This is a genomic window from Pseudomonas chlororaphis (genome assembly GCA_001023535.1).
Classification (GTDB): Bacteria; Pseudomonadota; Gammaproteobacteria; order Pseudomonadales; family Pseudomonadaceae; genus Aquipseudomonas; species Aquipseudomonas chlororaphis_E.
Genome location: CP011020.1, coordinates 2,395,636 through 2,418,707, shown reverse-complemented (window position 1 = coordinate 2,418,707; position 23,072 = coordinate 2,395,636). Strand labels below are relative to the sequence as shown.

9 protein-coding genes and 2 pseudogenes are annotated in these 23,072 nt (G+C 57.6%); 7 read left to right on the top strand and 4 right to left on the bottom strand.

Translation table 11 applies throughout. The features are described 5' to 3' along the window. Positions 1-37: 37 nt before the first annotated feature. Both VM99_10565 and VM99_10560 read right to left on the bottom strand, forming a co-directional pair. Entirely contained in the window at positions 38-595 is a 558-nt protein-coding gene (locus VM99_10565) for a hypothetical protein (protein AKJ98476.1), read from the bottom strand. Positions 596-1,597: 1,002 nt separating this feature from the next. Continuing rightward, positions 1,598-3,478, bottom strand: a pseudogene (locus VM99_10560) (hypothetical protein). 2,604 nt (positions 3,479-6,082) lie between these two features. On the opposite strand from VM99_10560, the gene VM99_10555 reads away from it, so the two are divergent. From VM99_10555 to VM99_10530, 6 genes and pseudogenes are all read left to right on the top strand, one after another. Then, positions 6,083-6,376 (top strand): hypothetical protein, encoded by a 294-nt coding sequence (locus tag VM99_10555; GenBank protein AKJ98475.1) that lies wholly within the window; start codon positions 6,083-6,085, stop codon positions 6,374-6,376. A 146-nt stretch (positions 6,377-6,522) separates the two neighbouring features. Next, positions 6,523-8,340: a hypothetical protein gene (locus VM99_10550; GenBank protein AKJ98474.1), complete on the top strand. Its 1,818-nt coding sequence runs from the start codon at positions 6,523-6,525 to the stop codon at positions 8,338-8,340. 136 nt (positions 8,341-8,476) lie between these two features. Next, entirely contained in the window at positions 8,477-10,822 is a 2,346-nt protein-coding gene (locus VM99_10545; protein ID AKJ98473.1) for a hypothetical protein, read from the top strand. Positions 10,823-10,837: 15 nt separating this feature from the next. Then, positions 10,838-13,354, top strand: a complete 2,517-nt coding sequence (locus VM99_10540) for a hypothetical protein (GenBank protein ID AKJ98472.1) — start codon at positions 10,838-10,840, stop codon at positions 13,352-13,354. Further along, positions 13,344-16,151 carry a hypothetical protein gene (locus VM99_10535; GenBank protein AKJ98471.1) on the top strand — a complete coding sequence of 936 codons (2,808 nt, stop codon included), beginning with the start codon at positions 13,344-13,346 and terminating at the stop codon, positions 16,149-16,151. Before VM99_10540 ends, VM99_10535 begins: the two co-directional genes overlap by 11 nt. Before the next feature lie 141 nt (positions 16,152-16,292). Further along, a pseudogene (locus tag VM99_10530) lies at positions 16,293-20,606 on the top strand (hypothetical protein). A gap of 620 nt (positions 20,607-21,226) precedes the next feature. Here the strand turns inward: VM99_10530 and VM99_10525 are convergent. Then, positions 21,227-21,892 (bottom strand): LuxR family transcriptional regulator, encoded by a 666-nt coding sequence (locus VM99_10525; GenBank protein AKJ98470.1) that lies wholly within the window; start codon positions 21,890-21,892, stop codon positions 21,227-21,229. Between the two features lie 124 nt (positions 21,893-22,016). Next, positions 22,017-22,292, bottom strand: coding sequence for a protein LasR (locus VM99_10520; GenBank protein AKJ98469.1), 276 nt, complete (start codon positions 22,290-22,292; stop codon positions 22,017-22,019). A 326-nt stretch (positions 22,293-22,618) separates the two neighbouring features. Between VM99_10520 and VM99_10515 the strand changes: the two genes are divergently transcribed. Further along, entirely contained in the window at positions 22,619-23,023 is a 405-nt protein-coding gene (locus VM99_10515) for a MarR family transcriptional regulator (GenBank protein AKJ98468.1), read from the top strand. Positions 23,024-23,072 lie beyond the last annotated feature (49 nt).

Here is a 23,072-nt window from a genome sequence, read left to right as displayed (position 1 = left end):
TCGCACGACCGTCGGCCTTGCGACCCGGGGCCCGGCATTACGGGTAGGTCGCGACGAAGTTGATGTTGGCGATGACCGGGCCGGGCACCACCGTCGCGCTGGTCGAGCGGTAGCGGGCGCTGAACATCATCCGTGTTTCACCGGTGGCGTTCAGCGGATAGGCCTTGGAGGGCGTGCCGCTGTCGATGTGTGTGTTGTCGTCATCCTTGATGGTCAGGGCAACACCGGTGGCGCCGCCCATCTGGATCGCGTAGTAACGGCCACCGGTGCCGGCGTTGCCGTGGGTGCTGGTGAAGGTCACCCGCGCGGTATCACTGGCACCGAAACCACAGGCGGCCCCGTCCTTGACCCGCAGGGCAAACTCGCGGCCACCGGCCTCGGCATCGGCGACCCCACCGAAATCGACGGCCGCAACGCTGCCCAGGTTGATCGGGCCCGGCGCGCCGGTGCCCGGATCGATCGGGTCGATGGGGCAGGTATTGGCGTTGATGATGCCGGTGAAATTGACTTGGCCAGTGCTGGTGGCGGCAAACGCCGAATGGCCGGCCACGGCGGCGACCAGGCCCAGGGAGGCGGCCAGTACAGAGATTTTCATCTGATTCGAATCCTTGATAAGACAGGAGGGTGCGGGCGAGACATCGCCGTTCGGGCGGTGTCTCGGGGGCGGATTCTAGGAAGGGGTGGGGCGAGGGGGATATGAGAGAACTCTCACTTATCGCGAGGTGAAGGTGGCACTTTGTTGGATGATGTTTCATTCAGGACCCAGGCCCTCCGAGAGGGCCTGGAGTCAGGCTGTGGGTTTGGCGTTGGCAATATGGATACCCACGATCTGGTCTGCCATGCCCGCTCGCCTACCCGCGTACCACATTTGGCCGCCTGAGACTACATTCCGTTCCAGGAGGGCTTGGTCTCTCGCTAACAGATCTTTCACGGCAGAAGGAAGTTCGCCGCTGGCTCTTGTCCGAGTTGGACCGCTGCTGCCTAGCGATTCCACGCTCTGAGTGACGGACACTGAATTGTCGTCAACGGTTAAAGAGCCTGCCCGACTTGGACCCTCTCTGGGGGTAGGGGCGTTAGAGACGGGAGGGGTATCTACACGTTGAGAGGGACGCGCGGTTGGTGTGGGGAAGCCTTCTTCCCACACTCTCCGTGGTGCTGGTGGCAGCGGCTTGCGCAGTTGCTGCGGCTGCCGTGCTTTGAGTATCCAGTTTGTCGGTGGTTTTGTCGTCGGTGCTTTTATCTTCGGTAACTTTATTGTCGGTACCTTGAACTTGGGTATCCCAATTGTTCCGATAGCTGTTCCCGCCCACATGGCAGCTCTGGCGAGGCCTGGGTCCTGCATGAACATCGATCCGACATCCACCCCTATCGCGGCGACCGATGAGCCCACCGCAGTGGGCAGTATCAAAGAGTTGACGGCTGTAGTCACCGCCACTGTCGCTATCGTGGCGGTTTGCGACGACACGCCGGCAGCAGTCGCCACTGCGGCGATGAAAGGAGCGGGGTCAAGGGTCAGGACGGAGATGGCAATACCCAGGAGCATGGTGAATACCCCTGCGCCAGCGCTGACCCAAGGGTTATCGAGGAGCTGCCCCTGGGCCTGGTGCCCTGTCGGGTCGCTGAAGACGATCGGGTTGCCGGCGCAATACATATAGCAGTTCAAGCCACCGGCGCCGAACGGACTGAGGGCGTCAGGGCTGTGAAAGCGCATCAGGCTCGGGTTGTAGACCCGATAACCATTGCCCAGCAAATACCATCCGGTGCTTTCCAGCGCTTCGCCGTTGAAGGCCAGCAGACTTTGCATGGCGGTATTTTCGTCACGTTCGCCATAAGCACCGTAGACGGTACTGCGCACCTCGCTGCCCTGGTTTTCGGCGATGACCGAACGTTTGGCGTCGGTCAGCAACAGCAGGGTCTGGTCGTTGTCACCGGGTGTCTGTTGGCCCAAGGGCTGGCCTTCATGGTAGAGGAACTGCACATGATGATTATCGTGCAGGGTATCGGTGAGGCGCGTCCCCTGATAAAAACGCAGGGTCTGGGCCTCGCCTTGCGGGGTAATCGCCTGCAATTGGTCATGGGGGTCATAGCGGTACGCCGTCAGAGAGACGCCTGCCGCCGTCTTGACTTGCACCAGGCGCCCCAGGCTGTCATAGCTCAGCCGTTTGCCCAACTCGTCGTGTTCCAGATTGCCGTCCGGGTCGTAGCTGAAACGGCTTTCCAAGTGCTGATAGTCAGGGTGACTGTGGCTGGCGCTGACCAGTTGGCAATGATCGTCCTCGGCAAAGGTGAAATGGGCGATGTCCAGCCGGCCGTCGCTGAAGACCGTTCGCGTAAAAATAATGTTGTCCAGGGCATCGAATTCGAAGTACTGGCTGATAATTGCGTTGCCGTAACGGTCCGTGGGCAGGTCGCTGCCCGAGCACCGGTAACGCTCCAGGCGCCCGCGCAGATCGTAACTGTAGGTCTCCAGCAGGGCGCTGGCACCGCCAACCTTCAGGTGTCGGCTCTGCACGTTGCTGTCGGCCAGATAAGTCAATTCGAGTGTGCGTTCGGCTTCGAGCGGTTGGCCTTGTGCGTCCAGTAGCACCAGGGTGCGCAAGGTTTCGCGTCCGCGTTCATCGAACTCCAAGGTGGTGGTCAGCGTATTGCCGCTCGTCTTGTCGGTACTGGTAGTGCGGAACAGACGACCGATCCCGTCGTATTCGAACGCGGCCTGCAACTGACCTTGTTCAATGCCACGCAACCGTCCGTTGCGCGGGTCGTAATCCATCCGGGTCTGGTGGTTACCGATGTCGGTGCGGCTCAAGCGCCTGCCCTTGAGCGAGGTCTTGTAACGGGTGGTGTAGGTTTTGTTGTCGACGGCATCGGTCCAGCTCTCGCCGATGAGGCGTCCCGCCTCATCGTAGGAGAACTGATATTCGCCCTGGCTGTTCTTCGAGCTGTCGAGCCGGGCGTCCAACAGATCGATTTCGAAAGAGGACTCATCGTCGGGCGTGCTGATCAGCGTCGGTGTTTCGCTCAAGCCGAGCTTGTATTGATAGTCGATCTGGTTACCAGATGGCGTGACGCGGTGTTTGGGTTGGTAGTGGCCGGCGTCGTACACCAACTGCTGGGTCCTGGGGCCTACCGTGAGGCTTACCAGCCGATCCAGGCCATCGAACTGTTGCGCGCCGACCTGGCGAAAGGGCATCTGGATATTGCCCGGTTCGACCTCAATTGCGGTTCGCAGCTCGGCAGGGGAGTGCGCAGCGTAGGTGTTATGGATGATCGTCAGGTCGGGCAGGGTGGTGCTGGTCAGTCGGGCGGAAGCATCGTAGTGGTAGCGCGTGATCTGGCCGAGCTCGTCAATCTCCTGGGTGCAGTTGCCGAGTCCATCGTACTGGTACGCGGTCTGGCTGATGAGGCGTCCATCCACCCCGACTTGTTCAATGCGCTCCGGTTTGTCGAAACGATTGGTGACGGTACGGGTGCGGGCGGTGCCGTCAATCCATTCTTCGGTGGTGAAGGCTATCGGGTTGTTGAGCGTCCATTGTTTGACCCCGTCGGGCCGGGTCAGGCTGTCCTCTAGCCCCCACAGGTCGTAGGTATACGAGGTGGTCAGGCGCAGGTCGGTGGTCTCCAGCCAGTCGATTTCGGTTTCTTCGATCAAGAAGCCCTTGGCGTTGTATTTCGCGGTGTAAATATCGCGGAAGCTGGCGTTGGAGTGATCGGGGTCTTCCATCTCCTCGCGCACGACCCGACTCAGCCCGTCGAAGTGAGTGCGCACCCTGACGCCTTTGACGTCTTCCAGTTGCTGGTACGCCTGGGTCGTGACCGGGTTCTGCCCGGCGTCGGCAGGGCGGATCAAACGGTAGCTGTAGCGTCGCGAGGCGGAGTAGTCGCTGTCGGGGGCCTGGGTTTCGCTCAGCACCCGGTTCAGGGCGTCGTAGCGATAACTGTGCTGAATGCCGTTTTCGGTGACCAGCAACGGTTCGCCGTTGAGCATCGAGCGCTCGTCCACCACCGTGCGTTCAGTACTGTCGAAATCCGTCGAAGAGCGTTGTTCGGTGCGTAACGACAGGTTCGCGGTGTTCTTGGTGTAGCTGTAGTCGATAAATGACGTGGGCCCGTTGTCGTCGCCCATCGTAATGGCCTGGCGCGAACGGCGGCCATGAGTCAGTGAGTTGGCGGGCGCATCGATGTAGTCGAAGACCGTCAGGGAAAGCTGGCGCTCCATCGGTTCCTGAGCCAGGGAGTTGGAGGGTGAGCCTGGCGTATCAGGCACTTCGTACAGACGCTCCTCTACGACGCACAACCAGCGTTCCGTGATCGGGCTTGCGTTGACAGGGATGATAGGTGGCAAGGACTCATACCGAAACCGGGTGCGCAGGGTTGGCGCGCCGGGCGCAAGGTCTGCGACCTGCTCGGGGTTGCTGGCGGGCGTTACGGTCTTCTCATGCACATGTCGCACAAAGCCGTGGGGGTCTTGGGGGCAGAGACCATTGACGCCTTCAGCCGGGTAATAGCTGATTCTTTCGGTCATGCCGCTGGACGCCACCTGCAGTGTCTGATTGCCATGGATGTCGTACTCGCTGAATTCCCGGTCCATGCGCCAGAAGCGCGGGTCGTCACTGATCGACCATAGCGTCGATGTTGCTTTTGCCAATTGGCATTGCCGTGGCTGGTTGTCAAAGGACAGCTTGTCGTCATCGTCGGCGTAGTAGCGGGTCCGGATGGTTTTCTGATGATTGCCTTGGGCGATGATTTCCTGGGTCTGCAAGTGGAAGCGGTTGAAGGTGCGGGTGATGCTGCGCACCGTATCGGTCCCCTCCATCAGGCTTTCAGTCGTGGTGTAGAAATAGGGCTTGAGGACTTTGAACAGGTTGTCCAGGCCATCGTCATCCCAGTCGACGCCACTGCCAAATCCCAGGAAGTTATGACCCTCGGGGCTGTAGGTGTATTTCAGGACAATCGGCGGATTACCACCGCCCGGGGCGAGGGTGTGGTCGGTCACCCTGGGTAATTTGCGTTGCGTGTCGTTGCCAGGGAAACCGTGACCGTTGTCGTTATACAGGACGGTTTCATGGGCACCCAGTGGCGTCCAGACTTCGCTGATGCAGTCCAGGCCTTTCTCCCGCCGGTATTCGAAGCGCCAGCCGGCTCCCTCGGTGGTCGGCAGGGTGATCCGATCGACGCGATCGCTTTTGAGGTTCAGTACCACCTGGGCTGAAGGCGTGCCATTGACGATGCCCAGGGCGAACGTGACGGTATTCTTGTCCGTTTCGCGCGTGACCCGCAGCACGGCGCCAGTATTGTCGCGCATCGCGCTGAGCATCGGCTTGCCATTGGCGGAGATGTATTCAAGGGTGACCTCATGCCCTTGCGCGGAATAGATCTTCACCGGCACGGCCACCTGGGGCGTGGCGCCCTTGGGTTCGAGGATTTCCACAAGTCCTGATTTGTGGACCACTTTGAACCGGTTGTCGGGCAGGGAGAACAGCTTGAAGTTCTCTATCTTCTGCTCTTTCATCCGCAAGCGATCGGCGAAACCGGGATAAGGGCCCGTCACCCTGAAGGTTTCTCCGGAATGCACCGAAATGATCTGGGTGCTGGGTTCGTATTGGGTCAGGGCCAACTCCCAGCCCACGCCAAAGCCGGCATCGGTGGTATTCAACGGATTGAAGTTCAACGACAGCGGAATGACGGGGCCGCTGAGTTCGCAGGTCTTCACTTCCGGTAGTGACAGGGAAACGGTGTACAGGCCGGTGCGGGCGTCGACTCCGGATCTGACGAAACTGAGGAAGTTGAAGGCGGTGGAGTGGACGGCGGTGTTGGCGGCCATGAATACGGTCTCTTTTAGAGTTATTTTTTACTTTCCTTCTTCAACGCGTACGCAAGTCAGCCTACCGTTGATGGGGCCGCCATCGCGCCTTCTTACTTTCAGTACACCGGGCGCGATGAGTGTGTTATCAGGGACTCCGTACATTGCCGAGAGGTTTAAATAATCGTCTGTAGTGGTGGGGTTCTTGAGGGTACGAACCTCTATTTCCCAGCTTTTATCTTTTTGGCAGTATCCATGTACGGAATTGTCAAAGAAGGTTATATGCAGCGCAGAAGGTACGTTGACAAAACGAACCGTATACGCCTGGTCATTTGTACAACCATAGTCTTTGACATGATGGTCTCCAGGAGTAGTTGGGATACTGCATTCGCGAACACCATCATTCTCTCGAACTTTTACCACCCCGGAACTTTCAACAGTAGAATCGCTAGTGCCAGGATCATTTGCCAACGCGGAGCCGGAGATAAGAAGACTAATGAAAAGAGCTGGAAAACCTCGTCTAAAAGTATTCATTTCTATAAATCCTTTTCCTGGCTGCCAAGGTTTATGAAGTGAAGCGTCCATAAAACGCTAACAGAAAATCCACCGCCGCAAACCTAACACTTCTGATAGTTCCAAACCCCCTCGTTCGGGCGTACACCTATGGAGAAAGAAACCGAAAAACAGTGACCCAGCCCCTCCAAGCATAAGGACGCTGAAGCATGACGATCCGGACGCAAGCCGACTCCAATCCAATGCCGACCATCCCCACGTTGGGGCCGGACAATGCTCTCGACCTGGACAGTCTTGGGGGACAGGATCTGGAAACGTTCGTCAAGTACGACGCGATCGCCGATGCCGACATAATCGTCATCAGCTGGTTCGGCTGTGGCGAGCACGGTGAAATCATCGACAAATTCAACGATGAGACCGAGGTGCGTGACGATGCCCTCACACCCGACGGCATGCCGGTGATGATCGAGAACAGTGTCCTGAATAACCTTCGCAACGGCAGCGTCTTTTATTCGTATCGCGTGAAAAAGCCGGGAGGGACGCCGGGGGAGGAGTCGCTGCGCTTGTCGTTCTTTGTCGGCAGGCGCCCCAGGGCAGCCATGGCATTGCCGGTGGTGCAGTTCAGGGAATCCCATGACCTGCACCTGGACCTGGATGTGGCAGACGCGATCATCGTCCCCTGGATGGTGCCTTACCAGGCGATGGCGGTGGGTGATACGGTCACTTTGCATTGCCGTCGGTTCTACGACGACGGCAGCGAATACACCCCCGCCCTGGCCTACCCGAAGGTGATCCAGGAGGGCGAGGTGGGCAAGCCCCTTGGCCTGTTTCTCAACCGCTCCGACCTGCTACGGGTCCAGGACGGTTCCATCGAGGTGTATTACGGTATCCAGTATGTCGGCACGGCCCAGGCCAGCACGTTTTCTGCCCGGCAGACCTTGCAACTGCTGGCCCCAAGTACGGCGATGTTGCCGGCGTTGACGATCGAAGGGCACAGCGGTGGGACGATCAATCCGCTACTGTTCCCCGATGGACTGCCATTGCGCATCGAAGGCTATCCCGGCATGAGCTTCGGAGACGAAGTGCTCTGCCATGCCACCTCGTCAGCGTCTGGTGTGGCGCCACGGGTACTGCGGGCCAGTGTCGACGCTTCGACCCTGGACAAAGGCTTCTTCGAATTCCTGTTGGACCCCGAATGGCTCGGTGCCAGCCAGGGCGCCGCCATCGACCTGCGCTATGAATACGCCTGGGTTGGGGCGGCTTTGTCAGCCACGCCGTATCAGGCCAACGTGCGCACCCCGTTGAACCTGCCGATGATCATCGTCAAGAACGCCCGGCCCGATCCGGACGATCCGGTACCGGGTGAAGGCGTGCTGGATGTCCTGAACTTGAGCGCGTCCGGTGTCACCCTCGACATAGACCCGCTCGCCAACTACGGCCCGGACGACGAAGTCAAAGTGCATTGGGACGGTTACGGTACCGGCGGCAAGTATGTTGCCCTGGCACCCGTGACCTCGGGTGGGCGAACTTACAATATTCCACCGGAATATATTCCCGCCAACCTGGGCAAGGCGGTGCGGGTTTATTACACCGTTCTGCAGGACGGAGATCCGGGACCTGTCCCTTCGCAAGTATTCACTGTTCGCATATTGCCGATCGATAAAGGCCGTTATCCAACCATCCAATCGGCGCAAGCCCAGCAGACCAACGGCACGATTCATATCAGCCGGATTCCCGCCGGGGGTGAATTGTTCACCTTGCCGGGTTGGCCATATATGCGCCAAGGCCAGATCGTCAACGCAGTCATTGAGGGCAAGGACAGCAATGATGAGCCGCTGACCGTTTCCATCTTTACAAACCATTCGGTCACCGGCCCGGAAGCCACGGGCCGGTCCATTTCGACGACGCTCGCGGCCTCTGCTTTCCAGCCTTTGAAACTTGGAAGTGTGCGTGTGCAAGTCACCCTCACCTATGAACAAGGGGCGGAAACCGTATACGAGCCCGCCACGTTCGTATTGGCGACTTGATGATTCAGGTCCGTTCGATGAGTCACTCACTTCGCCCCCTGGGAAGAGCATAGGCATCATGTCCGCGCCTCGGAAAACACTTGCACAGTACCTGCAATGGGCCGCACTCAAACCCCGTACGAGTGAGTGGAGCGCATTGATTGCCTATGACCGGAACAAGTGCAACCAACTGTTGTTGCAGGAGTACATCGAAAAACATCACCAACAATCGGTGATGCCCCCTATCAATGAAGCCTACAGGAGCTCGGAAACCACCTGGCATTGGCTACTCGATTATGTCACCGATGCCCCGCGTCTGAGCTTCGAGAACGATCCTGCTTCGAATGTGGCCGAGGTCAACCTGAGCATAGCCATTGTGGGCGGGAAGAAAGTCACCCTGGACGACAGCGCTGGCTACGCCCGGATCACGAATATCAGTGCCTTCGACCCCTTGGATTATCCATGCCTGGAGGCCGAGCGAGTGTTGCTCAAGGACGTCCAGGGCAGCGTCAACCAGGCTGGAAAAGTGTTGTTGGACTTGGGCGATCCCGATTCCCAGCGCCACGACTGGCGCGTGACAGGGGAGCGAACGGAGGATGAACGGCGCATGGCCGGCGCCTTCTTCAAACGCAAGTTCCAGGAAGCCGACCTAGCCCGACGAACCTTTACCCTGGGGATGCTGGCCCCCACCAACCAAGCCTTCATGAAACCGCAGAAATTCAGGCTGCGCACGGTGATGCAAGAGGGCGCCGCTTCCCGTGGCGCGGCGAATTTCGGCGACGGCGCCCTGGAGATGCGCATTGCCATGGATGATGAGCCCGCAGGTGGCTCACCGGGACAGGACTGGGTTTATCCGTTGCCCTCCGACCGGTCTGATCTCGATACGTTGACGATATTGGGCAGCCATTTTTTCATGCATGGCGTGATCGGCAAGGGCACGGCCCGGGCCTTCAACGTTCCGCAAGCCCGGTTCGACAGCAGGACGGATGCGAAAGGCTTCGTCGAATGGCTGGGGGTAAGGCCGGTAAGTGGTGGATATCTGGAGGTCCCGCCGTTGGAGGTCACCGCCAACGGTAAGACCCTGACGTTCCTCGATTACAGAGTACCGATCTACATCAACCAGGATCACCGCCTCACGATGAGCCTGTACCGGGGTGCGGACGGTTCGCCACGCCTGGAAGTGGGCATGGGCGCGCAAAATTCGAAAAGCTCGATCGTATGCAAGATGAATGGCATTCGTTATCGCTGTTCACTGGGTTTCGGCATGAGTTCCATCTACCGCTTTACTCTCGATCCTACCTCGCGCCGGCTGGATGTGAACCTGAACTCGTTTAACGCCTATGTAGATTTTATTCCTAACCTGCTGTTGCCCCCGAGTGTCGCCAGCTATGTGCGCAGCATTGAGTTCGCCAATAGCCTGGGTAATCTCGTTGCGCTCAAGGCGCTGCAAATATTTAACGGCCTTGACGAGATCGACCTGTTCACGTTGAACACGCTTTATTTCAATGCCGAGGATGCCGTACAGCTCAAGACCGCCAACCTGACCGGTGAAATGATCCTGTTGGGTTCGATCAGTCCTCGTGCATCCGCGTTTACGATCGATCCTGTGCAGGCCCTCTTGAGCCACGGCCAGCCCCAACTGTTCAAGACCTTACCCTCGACACCTGGGGTCACTTGGACGGTCGAGGATCTTGACGGCAACACCTGCGGTGTCGGGCAAATGAATGCGCAGACCGGCGCCTACATCGCTCCTTCGCTGGCGGATATCCAAGGCACCTACAAACGGATCAAGGTCATCGCGACCGCTCCTGGCCAAGGCAGTGAGCGGCACATCAGCAGGGCGTTGATCACCGTAGTGGCCCGGGCGATTACCCTCAATCCATTGATCGATACCTGCAATGCCGCTCCCGACACCCGGGAGCTGTCGGCCCACAGCGCTGGCGGCACCTTGAGGTGGCGTGTCGAGGGTGATGGCCGCATCAATGAAACGGCCAATGCCGAAGGGAAAAATACCTACCACGCCCCGCCGGTACGAGCGCCAGGTGTCCCCACGTTCACCGTGGATGAAGTGGTCGTTGAAAACATCACGACCGGCCAACGACAACGTTCCTTGATCGTTGTGAATCATCACCGGCAAGCGATGGCGTTGAATGTCGACCTTAGTGGTGTATTGCCCAACCAAGCCCAGTTGACGGCCCTGGTGGGCGGGCAGCCGCCACCGGCGCCCTTGACATGGAGATGTATGCCCCCCGAGGCCGGGTCCATTGATTCCACCACCGGCCTGTTTACCGCCAACGAGCAGGGCGCAGGCCAGTTCGTTCTGATCACGGTGCTCATGGAACTTGGCGGCATCGAGTTCGATGGGTTCACCATCCTTCCGTTGCCGCTTGCGCCGTTTCCGCCCAAGCCTGCCCCGGAAGCCCTACACGCCAGTACAGGGGCAGTTGCCTGTGCACAGGGTGTCCGGACACCTATGTCCAGTCGAGCCGTTTCATTTAATTAAAAGAGGATGAAAACCATGGCCGGGATCCGAAAAACACTTGCCGAGTATTTGGAATGGGCCAAATTAAAACCTCGTACCAGTGAGTGGAGTGCGCTGGTGGCGTACGACCGGGGCAAGTGCAACCAGTTGCTGTTGCAGGAATACATCGAGAAGCATGACAAGCATTCGATCATGCCCCCCATCAATGAAGCGTATGGGTCATCGGAAACCACTTGGAGCTGGCTGATTGACTATGTCACCGATGCACCGCGCTTGAGTTTCGAGAACAACCCCGACACAACGTCGGCCGAAGTCAACATGAGCATGGCGGTAGTCGGCGGCAAGAACGTATCGCTGGACGATTTGGCAGGCTTTGCCCAGGTCAACCGGATCAGCTCTTTCGACCCGTTGGACTATCCGAAACTGGAGGCCAACCGGGTACCGCTCAAAGACATCCAGGGCACGGTGAACAAGGACGGCGAGGTCGTGCTGGACTTGGGCCTGCCCGAGTCCCAACTCTATATCTGGGAGGTGAAGGGCGATCGGATCGAGCATCAGCGGCGGATGGCCGGGGCTTTCTTCAAGCGCAAGTTCAAGGAGGCCGACCCGCAGAAACGGACTTTTTCCCTGGGGAAATTGGCACACACCACCCAGGAGTTCATGAAACCTCAGTCATTCAAGCTGCGCACCATCATGGAACAAGGGGCGGCGACGCGGGGGGCGGCGAATTTCGGCAACGGTGCCGTCGAAGTGCGTATCGCCATGGACGACGAACCGCAGGGTGGTTTCCCTGGAGAGGATTGGGCTTATCCCTTGCCCATTGACCGATCTGACCTCAATACATTGGTGATATTTGGCAGTCGTTTTTTCATGCACGGCATTATTGGTAAGGGGACGGCGCGAGCATTCGAGGCGCCCACGGCTGAGTTCGTGGGAGATACCAATGGCCAGGGTTTCACGCTCAGGATCAAGGCTAAGGAAGGGACTGAAGGTTATTTAAAAGTTCCGGAGTTTCAAGTCATAGTTGGTAGCCGATATTTGACTTTTTTTGGTTACACGATACCCATCTATATAGATGCCGATAGTTTGCTGACCATGACGCTTTATCATACTGCCGGTGGCGAGCCTTATTTTGAAGTGGGTATGGGAAGCGAGCATAGGCTGCGTCAGATGAATTTTTATCTGAATGGTGCAAAGTCATTCAATATGGGGCTCGGCTTCAGTGCTAAGTACAATTTTGCGATAGATCCGAGCTCGCGCCGACTTGAAGTGAAATTGAGAGAGTATCAGACCTATTTACAAGTGGATGATACGGAGCTCGGGGAGTTTCCCGCAGATGTAAGGGACTTCATGAAGTCTGACCAGTTCAAGTTTCGTGTGGGCGAAAATGTCGCTAACGCAGCGATGACGCTATTCAATGGGCTGGAAGACATCGACGTTTTTGTCTTGCATACACTTTTTTTCAACTCCGAAGATGCCGTACAACTCAAGACGCTCGATCTGACCGGGGAAATGGTCATGTTCGGGGCGATCAACCCCCGCTTGACCACGTTCTCCATCGACCCTGTGGAAGTCATGCTGGGCTACGGTGGAACCCGTCAGTTCAGGACCGAACCCCAGATTTCAGGGGTCACTTGGCGTGTAGAGGATCTGGACGGCAATGCCACGGGGGCCGGGCGAATTGACGCCAACGGCCTCTATACCGCGCCGCCATTGGCGGACATCCACGGGACCTATAAACGGGTCAAGATCATTGCCACCGGGCCCGGTAGCGGCAGCGACCGCCATATCAGCAGGGCGCTGGTCACGGTGGTGGCAAGGGCTATCACCCTCAATCCCCTGATCGAGATCTGCAATGCTTCCTCAGGCGCGCAACCCGAAACCCGTAAATTCTCCGCCCATAGCATGAGCGGTGCGCTGAAGTGGCGTGTCAATGGCGACGGAGACATCGACGAAAGGGCTGATGAAAATGGGGAAAATACTTACCGCGCCCCACCGAAGCAGGATACCGGCTCCCCGTCTTTTACGGTGGATGAAATCGTCGTGGAGAACGTCGCTACCGCTCAACAGCAGACGTCCCTGGTAGTGCTCAAGCATCGCTTGCCCATGATAGTGATCGATTTCGATTTGCAAGGGTTACCCCCCAACCAAACGAAGTTGATTCCAACATTCAACGCTCAGAATCCAGACCCGCAGTATTTGACGTGGTCCTGCCTACCCGCTGGTGCTGGGTCGATCGATCCTGCAACCATGATATTCACCGCCAGTGAAACGACCAACAGCCAGTTTGTCTTGATTACCGTGCTGCTCGACTTGATGGGCATGACGTTCGACGGGTTCATCATACTGCCTTTACCTCTCGCCTCCCTTCCGCCAAAACCAGCCCAACCGGAAATCCCGCAAACTTCCGCTTTCGATGAACTGAGCAGCTTGCTCGGGGAGGTCTACGACAAGTTCGAAGCTACCAACCTGGACACTGACGTCCGCAAAAAGGCCAAAGGATATCTGGATAACATCGCTGCACTCGCCGAGGACGCTCAAAATGGCCAGTAATTCCCTTGCCGACATTGTTGAAAAAATGAAAGAAGGCTCGATCACGCGTGGTTGGGGGGCGGTATGTGTCTTCAATCGCGAGAAACTCAACCGGATACTCCAGCAACAATGGCTGGAGAAATACGACGGCACCGGCTATCTACCTGTGTTTTCCGGCACGATGGACCTGAACGCCACCGGTACCGAATATGGTGTGATGACCAATGTCCTGCTGGGCAAGCCTTTGCTGTCGTTCGAGCCCGCACGCCTGGATACCTCCAAGGCAAAGCTGACGTTGAGTATTCTGGGCGGCAATTTCAGCGTTCATGAAAAAAACCGTGGTTTGTTGTATGAGTTCGACATCACCGAAGCCCACGGTTATACGCTGACGGTGGAGCTGGACCTGTCCCTGGTGGTGGGCGTGGTCGATCGCCTGGGCCGGGTGACGCTGGATTTGTCCAAGGGCACGAAGTTTTCCTGCAACCTCGCCGGGCCGGCGGCCAGCCGGGAGAAGCTCGGAGAGTACTTCGACCAGCGCTTCAAGGCATTGCCGCCCGAACGGCAGGTGTATGTCCTGGGCATCCTTGATCTGAAGGGCGGCAGCGACCTGACCCCGACCAACTTCATCGTGCTGACCCAGCGAGCCCCTGGTGCCGAAGTGGCAGGCGCGAAAAATGCGGCCGACGGCGCCGTGGTGGTCATGGTCAAGCTTCGGGGCAGCGAGCATGGCGGGGAGATTCCCTCCCCGGAACGCTTTCCTTACCTGATACCCGATGACGGTGACTATTCGGCCACCATCGTGTTGGCCCAGGAGTATGTCAGTCGATCCGATAACGAGAAGCTGGAACTGATCCACAGCCTGTTGTTCCCTGGGGAAAAAAACGTATTCGTGGAGCATACCCGCCGTGAGCCCAAAGACCTGGTGATATTCGGCAGCCTGGACCCCTCCAGGACATCGCTGACCATAGAGCCTGGCGTGCATGTAGTGAAAGCCGGCGGCGGGCCTGTCGAATACAAGGCTTACCTCGATGGGGTCGCGACGGATGTCGAGTGGAGCGTCAGCAGCCTCAACTCGAATACGTCGGCCGGTATGATCGACCCGGTGACCGGCGTTTACCGACCCGTCTCCGCCGCCAACCTGGGCAGGGAGCTGGTGCGCAACATCGTTAAGGCCACCTATGTCGATCCTCAGACGCGGTTGATTCATGAAGTCCAGGCCTTGTTACTGGTAACGACCCAGTCGATGAAAATTTCCCCGGCGGTCGTGTCGCGTATCGAGGGGCAGACGACGAATACCGTGACCTTCGTCGCGACGGCCCTGAGCGGCACGACGCTGACCTGGCGGCAGCCCACTTATGGAACACTGTCGGCACAAGGCAGCAGTGCCGTCTATACCCCCCCTTCCGCTGCTCAGTTGCTGCAGTTGCCCGAGTTCACCGTCGTTGACACCATCGCTGTCGAAGATGGCCTGGGCGAGTCGGTCGAGGCCTCGGTGGTGTTGACCCGGGGGGCGCCAACGCTGGAAATAGAACCGCGATTTGCCAGTGATGTGCGTCGCTCTGGAACCATAACATTCACCGAGAAGTCAGGTGCTCCCGAAGCGGTGGAGCGTATCTGGCAGGTGATCGGCGAGGGAACGATCAGCAACGCCGGGGTCTATACCGCTCCAGCGACCGCCGTTCGGCCCTATGCCATTGTCCGGTGCGAAATCTTCGGCGCGGGGATGCTTCTGTATGCTGGCTACAGCGTCGTAAAACTGGCCATCCACGATGAAGAGCCTGGCTGGACGGGCCTTTCGAAGTTCAGCCTGGAGGCATTGCGCTCCCTGCGATTGTTCGCCAACGGTTATCAGCAACTGCCCCTGGAAGCCGTGATTGAAACCAATGGCGCCAGGTTGACCCAGGAAGAAATGGACTCGCTGAAGATGGTCTATGTCTCCTCGAACCAATACGTCCCCGAGGTGCCGGCGTTGCAAGACGGTATAGAGAAGGACGATATTCCGGTCACCCATAGACTGTGGGCGCAGACGAGGATCGCCAATCGTTATAAACCTTACGCTGGGCCACCTGCAGCACAAACGCAACCTGGCGGGACGACGGCAATAACGGATCGAGTGAACTTGTTCTTGGTAGGGCATTCCGGACAGACGACCCATTTTTATGCGGTTTTTAATGATTCGTTGGGAAACCCCTGGCGTTCGGACCGTGACCCGGGGCATACCGATGGGATTATCACCCTTGAACCCATGCCCTCGCCCACTCCCAACATCGATGACTATGCATTGATACGTAAGCGTGTGGACGGGGGCGGCGGCAGTGATTCGGACGGTGATTATGATTTCGACTGGTACTTGAAGACGATCGATTACTGGGCGTTGACGTATCGTCGCTCGGGTCAGGTCGGTGTGGATTTCATGACGGCTGAAGTGCGAGGGCTGCAGTCGATCGTGCAATGGGAGAGTCCCGCCCCCAATGAAACCATGTTCAGTTACACCGGCTATGGCTTCAATGATCCGGCCAAGCCTAACGATGCCAATATCATGCGTTATGACCCGCTGTTGGTCGAGCACCTGGGCTTACCACTCAAAACCGAGATGGAACCGGGTGAGGCGCTGGACGAAGGCAAGTTCCGGATCGGTTTGTTTCGCTGCGAACATGCCGACGGTGTTCGACAGGACCAACGGGTGAAACTATACCCATTACGGTCTCAGAAACTGAAGGTTTACCTGACCGATGATGAAGGTAACCATCACAAACTTGCCATTGGTTTCAAATCGTCAGACCGCAATCGATTGTATGTCGACCATCTTGATGGTTAGAGCGACAACGGGCCCGAGTATTCGCGGGCCCTTCTCGTGAAGTTGGAAGTTCAAGCGAAGTTCGCTGCATTCAAGTAAGCACTGAATGAGCGTGCCTTCGCTCGCCTATCACTGCTTATTGAGCTGTTTGTGAGGTTAACGATGACTGCGTCTACTGCTGTGCACTCCAATGCCTTCAACTTTTTGAGTTTTGTCCAGACGGGCGTCGATCCGCGAACCGGTTTTTATACCGTGTCATTATCGTTGCCAGAATTACTAAGTAATTACCTGCGCGGGCCATTGGTGCCTCTGACACTCAACTACAACCCGTTGAATACCAATGACAGTGGATTTGGCACCGGTTGGAATCTTGCGCTAAGCCAGTACACCCCAAGTACCCAGATCGTCTCGGTGTACTCGGGACAGACATTCAAGGTGACCGGCCCGTACGAAGGCGTGGCCAATCGTAAGCGCATGAAAGAACAGAAGATCGAGGATTTTCAGTTTTTTCAATTGCCGGATGACCAGTTCAAGATCGTCCATAAGTCCGGGCTGGTGGAAATACTGGAGCTCAAGGGGGCCAGCCCCCAGGTGGCGATGCCGGTGAAAATGTACTCCGAGCAGGGGCATGAGATCACCCTGGACTACGTGACTGTCGCTGGCGCGCCGATGCTGCGCACTATTCGCGACGACACCGGCCTGCTGCTTGAAATTACCCGCAACCTCATCACCAATGCCGTCCACATCGGCTACAAGCCCGTCAATGGCACGGCGCTGGCCGAGGTGGTCCTGAACATGAAGGATGGTCGCGTCGACCGGATTACCTTGCCGACGACCGAGAATGCCGGTTGGCGCTTCGAATACCGCCCGGAGAAAGGTCTGGATTGCATCAGCGCAGTCTGGACACCCTTGGGCGCCCACGAAACTGTCCAGTACAACGATGATGGGCACGGCCTTCCCGGTAGCGGTAATGAACAGCGTAAGTTGCCCAGGGTGACCGACCATGTCACCGACCCTGGCGGCGGCCAGGGGCCCATCACGGTGAAATACACCTACAGTGCCAATGGCCATAACTTTCTGGGTTTCAACAGTGGCATCGGGTGGAGCGAGGATGGTCTGGATAACCTGTATAAGATGCTCGACGCCTACGAGTACGAGTCTACCGAAGCATTGATGGTCGGAACCGATACGGTTCGCAGCGTGACCCGTAAGTTCAACCGCTTCCACTTGCTGGTCTCGGAGACCACCTTGCAGGGCACGCATCAACAGACCCAAAAGACCCGTTACTACGCCGATGAAGACGATAAGTTGGCGTTCGATGCACAACCGCGTCAGTGCCAGTTGCCCAAAGAGGTGATGACTCGCTGGGAGTTGACCGATGATGCGCGTAAGTGGCGAGAAGATGTCGAGCGCAGTGAGTATGACATCCACGGCAACCAGACCCTGAGCGTGCAACCCAGTGGCGTCACCGAGGCGACCACCTACTATCCGGCTGGCGGAATTCCCGGCAAGTGTCCGGAGGATCCCTACGGCTTCGTCAAACATATCGAGCACACAACGGTCAGCCCGGCGACGGATCCGGAACTGGTGCCCGACCTGCAAGCTGGTGCGCCGACCCTTCGGACTCGCTACAGCTATGTCGAATTGCCGGCGCTGGATGACGTTTATATCCGCGTACCGTCGGTGGTCGTATCCGAGGAAAGCCAGCAGCAAGTCGTTGGTCAGACCGAAGTTTTGTTGGAGACCACCCGCCATGAGTATTTCAACACTCCGGTCGATCCATTGATCCATGGGCTTGAGCGACTCAAAACCGTCAGCTTGGTGGGGGAGGGCCGCGACTACGTTTCAACGACCGGTTACGAATACCGGATCAGGACGGACGAGGAAAAAGCGAAAAGTAACAAGGCAACCAACGGCAACGACATTCTTCTCGGTGAAACCGTGTTCGAGACGACCGAGACGTTCACCGGCCATGACAATCTGGTCAAGGTCGTCAGCGCCGAGCGCTCGCTGCTCAATGGTGAGCCGTTGCTGACCCGGGACAAGGACATCAGGATCCGCATGACCTATGACGCCCTGGTGCGGGTGCTGACGGAAACAGTCGCGCCCGATGATCCGGACTACGCGGCCACGCGTAGTTACAGCTACACGCTTATCCGCCCGGCGGATAAAGACCAGGCACCGGTTACCGGGCAGGCTTTCCAGGAGGTCGAGAGCGTCAAGGGTCTCAAGACTCGCACCTGGTTCGATGGGTTGAACAGGGCGGTCAGGGAAGAACAGCAGGACGCGGACTTCTCGGGCGGCGCATTTCGAGACATTTACCGCTCGACCTACAACGCATTGGGTCAATTGATCGAAGAGCAGGAAATCGACTGGCTGGAGCTCACTCCCCTTGCGTTGAAAACCACTTACGCATTCGATGATTGGGGCGAACAATCCAGCAGTACCGACCCGGCAGGGGTGACGAAGTACAGCGTGCAGGATCCGATTGCCTTCACCACCACGGAGTGGACGCACGGCCAGGGCCAGACCGTCACGACCACCAATCGCCTGGAAAAACCGGTCAAGGTCGAGCGTTTCGACCTTGCCGGAAACTCCCTTGGTATTCACGGCTATCTGTATGACGGCCTGGGCCGTACCGCTCAGGAAGAAAACGCGGCGGGCTACAAGACGTCTTACACCTACGACGTTTTCGATCGCATGCTTGAAACCACGTTGCCGACCCAGGACAAGGTCGTTCGTGAATACGCTGGCCATAGCCGCAACGATCTGCCGACCCTGATCAAGGTCGGCAATACGGAGCTGGGCACGCAGGCGTTCGACAGCCTGGAGCGGATCAGCCAGTCGACAACCGGAGGGCGGATCACCCGGCATGAGTACGACACCACGTATAGCAAAGCCAATCGCGTCATTCAGCCCAGCGGTGATGTGATCCACTACGAGTACGCTTATGAGCTGACGGATGAGCCGCTCACCCGCAACGCCGTCGCGGGGGAAGAAACCATCGGCCGCCTGAAACAAGTGCCCGCGCCGATCAAAGCGACTTATGGCTACGATCCGCGAGATGCGCGGCTCGTCAGCTCGTCGGAAATCGATATCGAGTTGGGACGAACTTACGACGATCAAGGCCAGATAAAAACCGAAACGCGTACTGTGACGGATGTCGCCGAGCCGTATGAAATGACCTATGTCCACAGCCGGCTCGGAAGACTGATTCGTTATCACGATGTCACAGGGCAGGTTCAGTCGTTCGAGTACGACCGCACCAATGGCAGGTTGACCCATACCCAACTCGCCGAGCCGGGCGCCAACAGCTATATCCGCAGCGACTTTACCTATAACGATCAGGGTCTGATGGCGCGTATCGCCACGGTGGACGCAGCCAACACCAGCGCGACCATCGAGCTTGAGTATGATGCACAGGGGCGTGAAACATTGCGCACTTTCCACCTTAACGGCAGCCGGTCCTGGTTGAAGCAATGCTGGAATAGTCTGGATCAGATCGAACAGCGTGAGTTGAGCGAAGGCGCGAGCGTGGGCGAAACCGTGCTTCGTAACGAGACCTATCGATACGAACTGCGCGGACGTCTTGAGGAATACCGTTGCGAAGGCCCGCAAGTGCCGGCGGATCCTTTCGGCAACCCGATGTCCCGGCAACTATTTTTCTTCGATGCCTTGGATAATCACGAAGAAGTTCGCACGACCTTCAAGAAAGGCCAGGCCAGCGAAAGCAACACCGCGCGTTTCTTCTACGAAAACCTGGACCCGGTTCAACTGACACGCGTCACCAACAGTCATGCCGATTACCCGGATATCGAGTTGGAATACGATGCCAACGGCAACCTGATCAAGGACGAAGAAGGGCGGACCTTGGTCTATGATCTGCTGTCCCGTTTGGTCGAAGTGAGCGGTTCCGGCTCGGATGACACCAGAACCTACGGGTATGACGGCGGCGATCAATTGTCGGTCAGCGCCAATGATACTGATCGCGAGCAGCAGTTTTACCGCGATGGCAAACCGGTCAATTCCGTTGGCGCCGCGCAGAGCAGGACCTATGTGTCGGTCGAAGGCGTGCCCCTCGCGGAGCGGCAGGAGGGTGCGCTCCCAAAGTCGTTGCTGCTGGCCAGTGATCAAAGCGGGAGCGTGCTCCGGGAAGTAGACGAGGGCGAGGTCAGCGCAATTGCCTACAGCGCTTATGGTGATCGCGATGGTGCACAGCCGGTGGGTGGGCGCATGGGCTTCAACGGTGAGGTCAGGGATGAGACCGGGTGGTATTTGTTGGGCAGTGGCTACAGGGCTTTCAATCCGTGTTTGCTGAGGTTTCATAGCCCGGACAGCTGGAGCCCGTTTGGAGAGGGAGGGCTGAATGCCTATGCTTATTGCTTGGGGGATCCGGTTAATTTCGTGGATCCGACGGGGCATTTTGGTGTTTGGACGTGGGTAAAGAAAATATTTGGCTTCAAACCTAAATCTCCGGCTGCTAGCCAGGCTTCGGCTTTTAACGTGGCGGATCCTGCTTATCAAGGCCGGTTTGTGCAGCCTGGAACAAATACTTCAACTAACCCTTTATATGATGGTTCGTCATATTCCGTGGGCAAACCTCCTCCCCGCTTGGAGACAGAGATCCCAGCAGCAGGCGCCAATCCTCCGCCAGGTAGGGCTGATTTGGGGGCTACCAGGCCAGTTGAAGGTACGGCAGTGAAACAAAAAGATCCATTGCGCCGGCCTAGAACGCCAGCTGAGATACAGGCAAAGCAAAAAGCAAGGCAGTTGCGAAATCGGGAAAAATATCCCAAAGCTTATAAAAAGGCTCTACTGCTAAGTGAACCGGGCAATGAGGTCGGGACAACTGCGCACGGTTCTAAGATAATAACGACCGATCTTATAGTGAATTACGATTCCGAATTTGGCCTTAATGTTCGCCAAACGGTTGCGCGTGTTGTATGGAGGGATAGGGGGGGTAGGTTTCGCGATATGGACTGAGTGAGTTTAATTGAGAGGTGGGTACTTGAACTGGAAGGCATTAGGTAAGTTGTTGCCTCCCCAGTTTCGATGTCTAATTCAGCATGAGTTCGACACCCCAGTCTTGCTGAGCCTTATCCCAACCCACTCACCCGAGCAAACTCCACCAACCCACCGTCATGGCCAAGCCCCAACTTGTCCATGGCGGTGCGTTTCTGTCGACTGATGGTTTTTTCGCTGCGATTGAGCTGGGCCGCGATCTGTCGGCCGGACATCCCCCGCACGAACAGCCTTACCACCTCCAGTTCTCGTTCCGACAGGCTCACCGATGCCGCTTCGGGTCCGGCGACCGCCAGGGGTTGGGCTTGCACGAGCGCCGCGAAACCTGGGCATACATAGCGTTGTCCCTGGATGACCGCCAGGATCGCTCGCTTCAGGTTGCGCAGTGGGCTGCGTTTGTCGAACAGGCCGTTCACGCCGCCATTGAGCAGGGCCTGCAGCACGGAAGTATTGCGCAGCATGGTGATCACGATCAGCGGGCAGCCGTGATGATGCCGCTTCAGGTAACCCATCAAGGCCAGCCCGTCCGGGAACTGTCCATCCGGCATCGAATAATCGCTGATCACCAGGTCACAGGGAGTGCGTTGCAGGTGCTGGATCAGTTCATCGGGATTGCGGGCGGTGGCAACGATGGCAAACCCGAGTTGCACCAAGGTCATTTCGATGCCGGCCAGCACGACCGGGTGATCGTCGGCGAGGATGATGCGAACCGGCTTATCGGCAGGGTGCCTGTGCGACACTCGCGTATCGTCACAGGTCCAGAGGCTGGGGGTGTCGCGGTGTACAGGCGTGTGGTTCGGATGCATTGAGTTCTCGACAGGGTCCGTCAACAGCCCGGGCGCTGGGAGGCAGACGTCCGGGCACTTAGAGCAAGCCTTGTTCGCGCGCGATTTTCCCCGCGAGGTGACGCGAACTGACGCCGAATTTTCGGCGGATATTGTTGAAGTGGTAATTAACGTTGGCTTCGCTGCAATCGACGATTACGGCGATTTCCCAGGAAGATTTACCGGCCTCGCTCCATTGCAGGAACTCTCTTTCCCGGTTGGTAAGGCAGATTTTCTGAGCGGGCTTGCTCTCCGTAGGTTGGAAGCGGGCCTGATAGGGCGATGAGGGGGCTGAAACAGCGGTGGTGTGGTACATGAGCGAAATCTCCCATTCATCCTCATTGATGGCGTGGGGGCGGCGGAATCTTCCTACTACTGGATGGCATGGTTCGCACGTCCCGCCTTCAGACCCCGTAGGGCTGGAGGCACGGGTTCGTTATAGCTCGATTCAAAATCCCTGAAACCTGTCAGACATGACAGGTGCGAGGACTCTAATGATGAATTGTCGAAAAGGCTGTCAGCTGAAGCGATTGATATTGTAGGAATTTTTACACTTTGCTGGCTGGACCTCGTGAGCAACGGGTCTTCTCAACCTTGATTTTAAATTTGCAATCAGTCCATCGCGGGTATATACACGCACCCATGCTTCCTTCCCAATGCTTGTGCATCAACCTGCGTCGCGCCGCCCGTGGCGTCAGCAGGTATTACGACGGCGCCCTCGATGGCTTCGGGATCAACGTTGCCCAGTATTCTTTACTGAGCAACCTGGCCCGCCTGGATCAACCGAGTATTTCTTCCCTGGCCGAGGCCATGGGTCTGGACCGCAGCACCTTGGGGCGTAACCTACGGGTGCTGGAGGGCGAGGGGTTGGTGGCGCTGGCCGAGGGCGAGGACCTGCGTAACCGTATTGTAGTGCTGACCGACGCCGGGCATGCCCGGTTGGCGGCGGCGCTGCCGGCCTGGGAGGCGGCGCAACAACGCTTGATCGATAAGCTGGGCGCCGAGAAGCGCACGGCGTTGCTGGCCTTGCTGGACGAACTGGCGTAACGCCGGTTCGTTCGAATACAAGCGGGTATATACCCGCGAGCGGAGAATA

What these genes read in the sequence shown, in the direction of transcription:
- VM99_10565 (AKJ98476.1), bottom strand. Translation starts at nt 595, where the DNA reads ATGAAAATCTCTGTACTGGCCGCCTCCCTGGGCCTGGTCGCCGCCGTG.
- VM99_10555 (AKJ98475.1), top strand. Translation starts at nt 6,083, where the DNA reads ATGCAGCGCAGAAGGTACGTTGACAAAACGAACCGTATACGCCTGGTC.
- VM99_10550 (AKJ98474.1), top strand. Translation starts at nt 6,523, where the DNA reads ATGACGATCCGGACGCAAGCCGACTCCAATCCAATGCCGACCATCCCC.
- VM99_10540 (AKJ98472.1), top strand. Translation starts at nt 10,838, where the DNA reads ATGGCCGGGATCCGAAAAACACTTGCCGAGTATTTGGAATGGGCCAAA.
- VM99_10535 (AKJ98471.1), top strand. Translation starts at nt 13,344, where the DNA reads ATGGCCAGTAATTCCCTTGCCGACATTGTTGAAAAAATGAAAGAAGGC.
- VM99_10520 (AKJ98469.1), bottom strand. Translation starts at nt 22,292, where the DNA reads ATGTACCACACCACCGCTGTTTCAGCCCCCTCATCGCCCTATCAGGCC.
- VM99_10515 (AKJ98468.1), top strand. Translation starts at nt 22,619, where the DNA reads ATGCTTCCTTCCCAATGCTTGTGCATCAACCTGCGTCGCGCCGCCCGT.